The following is a 6,814-nucleotide window of genomic DNA, read 5'->3' as shown; positions in this document are numbered from 1 at the left end:
CCATACCGAACCAAGAAGCTAAGCTCATCATGGCTGATGATACTCTCCGTTACTCGGATGTCGGGAAAGTAGGTCGTTGCGGACTTTGTTTTTATTCTTGCTTTAAAATTTAATCAATCAAAATTTAATTAGTTGTAAATTTTCTTTAATGTTATACAATAAAACATGTGCATAAATTTGCATATTATTTGCTTACCATTATGGTGGGCAATAAGTTGCCCACCATACGATTTATACAAAAAAATTTAAAAATCCCCGTGCAAAAATGCTTTGCAGGGGGATTAGATTTTTACTCGTATTCTACCACAGATAGGACTTTTGGTTTTTTGCTTTTTGGATCTTTGACCTTTCTATCTAGAAGCGTTAGCTTTTTTATATGTCCCGTAACTACTATCTCAGGGCAATGATAATCTTCCTCTATCTGTTTGCTATTTTCACTAAATTCTACTTTGCTTAGTGAAAATTCTATATCTATATCAATAACCCTATCGATATAACCAGGTGATTTTTTAGCTTTTAAAAACTCTTTTGCTTCATCTTTTGCCATTTTTAAAATATGCTTATCGGTATTGACATTATCAAAAACTAAAATACCTTGATCGCTACCGCTTAGAGCCCTTGCAATTTTTCCCTTACTAAGATTATAAAAGCTATCTTTGGTTATAAATTTAACAGGAAATTCCTCTTTTTCAAAATCATATTCATCAAATTCTGCTATTGAGAGCATAGAATAAATTTTGTTTGTATCAAGGTTTTTGTGTTGTTCTTTTAGCTTTTCTAATGCTTCTTTTGCTTGTTTGTAGGCATCTGCTCTTTCAAATTCATCATCTTTGACTTTGTAGTATTTTGAGTCATCAAAATGATATAAATACCATGCTCCTGCTATATTATCTTCTATTATATTATTGTTTGCAAGAGCGTGTAAGACCAACTCATCGCTAACATTTCCGTTAAAATCGATAGCTTCCCCGCCAAAACACAATCCGCAAACTAGCGACACCAAAAGGAGTTTTTTTAACATAATTTATCCTTTAAAGTAAATTTAAGGTAATTATAAAGAGGGCGGGCTTAAACATAGTTTAAAACTGAGATTTTTTGGAAAAATTATGGTTAAATTTGATATTTTTTGTCAAAGTTATCGTGAGAATTGTTAAATTTTGAGCAAGTCTGCAATCAATTTTTGTGCTACGAAAAATTAAAAAGTAAAAAATTAAAATAAAAATAGTATCTAGACATTGTATAAACGAAAAAGGTAAAAATTTTCTTTTACAAGTAAGCGATGTTTTAAATTCAATTAATATAGAACTAGTCTTTGAGTGGAGAGTATGAATATGAATAAATTTATAAATATATTCATCGCCATAATTTTTGGATTTTCTGCCACGCTAAACGCTTCTATGCTTCCGAATTCTAAAATTCTACAATCAAATTTAAATTTGGTCAGTGTCGAAAATCCACGCTGTATTTCAAAATCAAACTATGGCAAAGAAAAATTTGGATTAGAAATCAAAGATATTAGAAAAATTAATTTAAAATTTTAAAAAATTTGCATTGATTAAATTTTACTTTTTATAATTAAAAATAAAATTTATCAGTATCATCGCTACCAAAGCTTCGATTAGCGAGGCGACGATCATAGCGTAATAAATCTCTTTGCTTATGAAATTTGCCTCGAAAAACAGCGTCGCAGTCGCGATCAAAAGCGTCAGTGGCATTGAGAGGCTAAGCGCAAAAAGTGCGCCTGCTCGCGCGCGCAGTATCTCCCAAAACACCCCAGCGCATAAAATTCTCGTAAAAATCATTATCCCAGCTAACAGCAGGCAAAATTTCAAAACCCCGGGCATTAGCAGTGCGTCCAGCTCTACCGCTGCGCCTGTGTGTATGAAAAATATCGGCACGATAAAGCCAAAGCCAAACGACGATAGCTTTGGCACGAGGCCCTCTTTGTGCGAGAAAAATGTCGGCAAAAACGCCCCCGCGATGAAGGCTGCGATAAAGATTTCGATATCTAGCCACGACGCGCTCGCGCAAACTAAGCAAAAAATCGCCATAGCAAAGCGTATGTCTTTTTCGTTTTTGTCATAGTGTGGCATGATTATGGTTTTTAGGCTCGGATACCACCAAAATACCATTTCTAGGGACTTAAACACTAGCGCGATTGCGCCGATAAATCCCACAAGCGAGCCGATTTTAAGCAGCATACTCGCCCCAAAGCCGTCTTTTAGGTAAATCCCCACCACGCTAAGTGCTACGATGCTTACTATCTCGCCAAGCACGCCTACTAGCATGGCTAGATTGAGCCACTCTTCGTCCTTGCCGTAGTCCTTATACAGCGTCGAGAGCAGTCCTACGCTCATAAGTGGCACGGCGATGATGATTAAATTTGGCAAATCAAAAATCGCTACCAAAATCGCACCCAAGATATAAAGCAGGGTCAAAAACAGAAGCGATTTTTTTAAAATTTGGCGCGAAATTTTAAACAAAAAGCGAAAATCCACTTCCGCCCCAGCCAAAAACATAAGGTAATAAAACCCGATTTTAGAGGCGAAATCAAAGGTGGGATTGGCATAAAGCAGGCCTAAATTTCCAGCGATTATGCCTAGGATTATCTCTGTGGGTGAGACTGGGATTTTTAGCACTTTGGCTAGATACGGCGAGGTAAATATGAAAAATCCTAGCGTGATTAAAATTAAAATTTCGCTCATTTTGGTTAAATTCCGAAATTTAGCCACGCCAAATTTGGCAATGGCTAAATTTGTTTATTCGATTTCCTCTTTAAATTTGCATTTCGGACACTCGGCGAAATTGCCTTTTTTCAGCTCTTTTCGCACCATGTAGGTGTTTTTGCACTCAGGGCATTTGCGCGAAAGCACGGCGTAGTTGCTCACAAAATCGCACTTTGGATAGTTCGAGCAACCATAAAATTTCCCCCTGCGCGAAAATCTCTCGACCACATCGCCCTTGGCGCATTTTGGGCAGATTACGCCGGTGCTGGTGGCCTTTTTGGCTGGGGCTTTGGCTGCGCCTTCGATTTGGCGAGAGTATTTGCATTTCGGATAGCCCTCGCACGCGATAAACTCGCCAAAACGCCCAGCGCGCTTGACCAACTCTTTGCCACATTGTGGGCATTTCTCGCCGATTTTTTCAGGCTCAGATTTGCTTGCCTCATCTGCGCTCTCGCCTAGATTGCGAGAGTATTTGCATTTCGGATAGCCCTCGCACGCGATAAATTCGCCAAAACGCCCAGCGCGCCTTACTAGCTCTTTGCCACATTGTGGGCACTTCTCGCCGATTGGTTCGGAGATTTTTTGGCTAGCGATTTCGCTCTTGCCTTTGGCGATTTCGTCCATAAATGGGTAGTAAAAATTCGCCAAAATTTCTTGCCAATCAGCCTTATTTTCGGCGATTTCGTCGAGTTTTTCTTCCATTTTGGCGGTGAAATTGCTATCAACGATATTTTTAAAATGCCCCTCCAAAACCTCGGTGATTTTAAAGGCGACCTCGGCTGGGATTAGCTGTTTTTTGTCGATTTCGACATATTTTTTCGAGGTTAGAAGCGTGATAGTTGGCGCATAAGTGCTTGGTCTGCCAATGCCTAGACTTTCTAGCTTTTTAATCAAACTCGCTTCTGAATACCTAGCTGGTGCTTCGGTGAAATGCTGCTCGCTTCCTAGGCTTTCAAGCTCCATTTTATCGCCTTTTTTAAGCTCAGGCAAAATTTTATCCTTATCCAAATCGCCATAAACCTTGTAAAATCCGTCAAATGTAACCTTGCGCCCGCTTATGCGAAATTCGGCGCTCTGCCCGCAAATCGTGATTGTTTGGATATCTGAGGTAGAAGCGCTCATTTGGCATGCGATGAAACGATTATAAATCAGCGTATAAAGCCTAGCTTCGTCGCGTGGGAGCGTGGCCTTTGCCATTTGTGGTGTAAAGGCTATGTTTGTAGGGCGAATCGCCTCGTGGGCTTCTTGCGCGCCTTTGGATTTGGTAGTGTAGATATTTGGCGATTTTGGCAGATACTGCGCGCCATAGGTTTTTTCGATCATATCGCGTGCGGCAGCAACGGCTTCTTTGGCTAAATTTAGACTATCTGTTCTCATATATGTAATCGCACCGCCAAAATTCGTATTCACACCCTCATACAGGCTCTGGGCTAGGCTCATAGTCTTGCGCGGATTAAAGCCAAGGCTAGTCGAGGCTGCTTGTTGAAGCGTGCTTGTCATAAACGGCGCGCTTGGGGCTGTTTTGCGAGATTTGCTCTCAATCGCGCTAACGCTAAATTCTTCGCTTTTTAAAATTTTTAAAATTTTATCGGCCTGGGCTTTTGTTTTTATGGATAGTTTTTCCATTTTTTCGCCGTTAAATTTGACAAATTCGGCTTCTAGCTTTTTCTTAAAAACAGCGTCTATGCTGTGGTATTCTACCGGCACAAACGCCCTTATTTCGCGCTCTTTATCGACAATGATTTTTAAAGCCGCGCTTTGGACGCGCCCAGCGCTTAGCCCTCTTTGGATTTTGGTGTTTAGTAGCGGGCTTAGCTTGTATCCTACTATGCGATCTAGCAAGCGACGCGCTTGTTGGGCATTTACGCTATTCATATCGAGCGTGCGAGGTGAGTTTATGGCGTTATCAATCGCGCTTTTTGTGATTTCGTGAAATACAATGCGAGGCAGGCTGGTTGGGGCTTTGCCGATTGATTCTGCGATATGGTATGCTATCGCCTCTCCCTCTCTATCCTCGTCGGTTGCTAGGTAAATTTGACCTGCTTTTTTGGCTAAATTTTTTATCTGCGACACGATTGCTTCGTGATCGGTGCTGATTTCGTATTCGGGGCTAAATTTGTTGCCGTCGATTTTAATGCCAAATTTTTTCTGCGGAAGGTCGCGGATATGACCTTTGCTAGCGATTACTTCGTAATCTTCGCCTAAAAATTTTTTTATCGTTTTGGCTTTGGCTGGTGATTCAACTATGACTAAATTTTTCATATTTCTCTCTTATTTTAAAATTCTTGGTAGCGTAATGCCCTCTTGGGCTTGGTATTTGCCCTTTTTGTCGGCGTATGTTACTTCGCACGGCTCATCGCCTTGCAAAAACAACACCTGCGCGATTCCCTCGTTTGCGTAAATTTTGGCTGGAAGCGGGGTTGTGTTTGAGATTTCGATTGTGATATGCCCCTTAAATCCCGGCTCAAAAGGCGTTACATTTACGATGATTCCGCACCTTGCGTAAGTGCTCTTGCCAAGGCAGATTGCAAGCACATCAGAAGGCATATTAAAATACTCGATTGTGCGAGCTAGCGCGAAAGAATTTGGCGGGACGATACAGATATCGCCTACAAAATCCACGACATTTTTTTCGTCGAAATTCTTAGGATCGACGACCGTGCCACCGATATTTGTGAAAATTTTAAACTCATTTCCCACTCTGATATCATATCCATAGCTTGATACGCCATAGCTCACCACGCCTTTGCCCACTTGCTCTTCGGCAAATGGCACTATCATAGCGTGTTTTTGCGACATTTCTCTAATCCATTTATCACTTTTTAGTCCCATATTTATCCTTAAACTGAAAAATTTTTCGCGCATTATAGCAATAAAATTCCACGATTTACAAATTTGGTGCTATAATTCAAATTTAATTTTGCAATTAAATGCAGAAATTTATCAAATTTTAAGGAGACAAGATGAAAATCTTAGGCAAATTCGCGTTCGCTGCGCTTTTTATCGCTTCATCACTAGTTGCGGCTAAACCAAACATCTACATTTTGGCCACAGGTGGCACAATCGCTGGTGGAGGTGATAGCGCTGTTAGCGGTGATTACACATCAGGCACAAAAACTGTCGATGAATTGCTAGCTGCCGTTCCTCAAATCAACGACATCGCAAATGTCAAAGGCGAGCAAATTTCACAAATCGGCTCACAAGAGATGAACGATGAAGTTTGGCTAAAACTAGCAAACCGCGTAAATGAGCTACTTACGAAAAACGATGTCGATGGTGTAGTCATCACTCACGGAACTGATACTATGGAAGAGACAGCGTATTTTCTAAATTTGGTTGTAAAAACTAAAAAACCTATCGTAATGGTTGGCGCGATGAGATCTGGCACTTCGCTAAGCGCAGATGGCCCGCTAAATATCTTTAATGGCGTAAATGTCGCAATCAACCCAAGTGCTCGCGAAAAAGGCGTAATGGTCGTAATGAACGACGAAATTCACGCAGCGCGCGAAGTAACTAAAACAAACACAACTGCTGTTGATACATTTGCTTCGCCAAACGCTGGCAAAATCGGCACCGTAAATTACGGAATCGTAAATTTTTATATGAATCCACTTCGCAAACACACAGTCGATAGTGTATTCAACATCAAAGATGTAAAAGAGCTTCCACGCGTTGATATTTTGTTTGCTCATGCACAAGATGTGGCAGATTTCGTTGAAACTGCTGTTGCAAACGGCGCCAAAGGTATCGTGCTAGCTGGCATGGGTAATGGAAATCCTTTCCCAACTGTCGAGGCTGCACTTGCAAAAGCTAGCGAAGCTGGCGTTGTCGTAGTTCGCGCTTCTCGCACAGGTTCAGGCTCAACAAGCGTTGGCGCAGAAGTTGATGACGCAAAATACGGCTTTTTGACAAGCGATAACCTAAACGCTGCCAAAGCTAGGGTTTTATTACAACTTGCCCTTTCAAAAGGTCTAGACAAAGCGAAAATTGCTGAAATTTACGCTACTCATTAATAACTCTTGGGCGCAGATTTTGCGCCCTTTTTTAAATTTTACTTCACTTTAAATTCCATAAAATTTCGTCAAATT

General features: G+C 40.8%; 6 protein-coding genes. 2 read left to right on the top strand and 4 right to left on the bottom strand.

The features are described from left to right. Positions 1-289 precede the first annotated feature (289 nt). Positions 290-1,021 (bottom strand): DUF4852 domain-containing protein, encoded by a 732-nt coding sequence (locus tag OFN98_RS07320; RefSeq protein WP_270874863.1) that lies wholly within the window; start codon positions 1,019-1,021, stop codon positions 290-292. 310 nt (positions 1,022-1,331) lie between these two features. On the opposite strand from OFN98_RS07320, the gene OFN98_RS07315 reads away from it, so the two are divergent. Beyond that, the gene (locus OFN98_RS07315) at positions 1,332-1,541 is read left to right on the top strand and encodes a hypothetical protein (protein ID WP_270874862.1); all 210 of its coding nucleotides are present in this window, start codon (positions 1,332-1,334) and stop codon (positions 1,539-1,541) included. 21 nt (positions 1,542-1,562) lie between these two features. Here OFN98_RS07315 and OFN98_RS07310 read toward each other — a convergent pair whose 3' ends face one another. Genes OFN98_RS07310 through dcd form a run of 3 tightly spaced genes read right to left on the bottom strand, consistent with a single transcriptional unit; the run spans position 1,563 to position 5,558 of the window. Beyond that, positions 1,563-2,705: a cation:proton antiporter gene (locus OFN98_RS07310; RefSeq protein WP_270874861.1), complete on the bottom strand. Its 1,143-nt coding sequence runs from the start codon at positions 2,703-2,705 to the stop codon at positions 1,563-1,565. 54 nt (positions 2,706-2,759) lie between these two features. Continuing rightward, the gene (gene topA, locus OFN98_RS07305) at positions 2,760-4,988 is read right to left on the bottom strand and encodes a type I DNA topoisomerase (RefSeq protein ID WP_270874860.1); all 2,229 of its coding nucleotides are present in this window, start codon (positions 4,986-4,988) and stop codon (positions 2,760-2,762) included. A gap of 9 nt (positions 4,989-4,997) precedes the next feature. Beyond that, positions 4,998-5,558, bottom strand: coding sequence for a dCTP deaminase (gene dcd / locus OFN98_RS07300; RefSeq protein WP_270859947.1), 561 nt, complete (start codon positions 5,556-5,558; stop codon positions 4,998-5,000). 131 nt (positions 5,559-5,689) lie between these two features. Here dcd and OFN98_RS07295 point away from each other — a divergent pair, with 131 nt between their 5' ends. Beyond that, the gene (locus OFN98_RS07295; RefSeq protein WP_270870109.1) at positions 5,690-6,739 is read left to right on the top strand and encodes a type II asparaginase; all 1,050 of its coding nucleotides are present in this window, start codon (positions 5,690-5,692) and stop codon (positions 6,737-6,739) included. Positions 6,740-6,814: the final 75 nt, after the last annotated feature.

Source organism: Campylobacter sp. JMF_15 NE4, from assembly GCF_027737645.1.
In the GTDB taxonomy this organism is placed as follows: domain Bacteria; phylum Campylobacterota; class Campylobacteria; order Campylobacterales; family Campylobacteraceae; genus Campylobacter_B.
The sequence above is the reverse complement of the archived record's forward strand: the minus strand, read 5'-3'. Positions and strand labels throughout refer to the sequence as shown.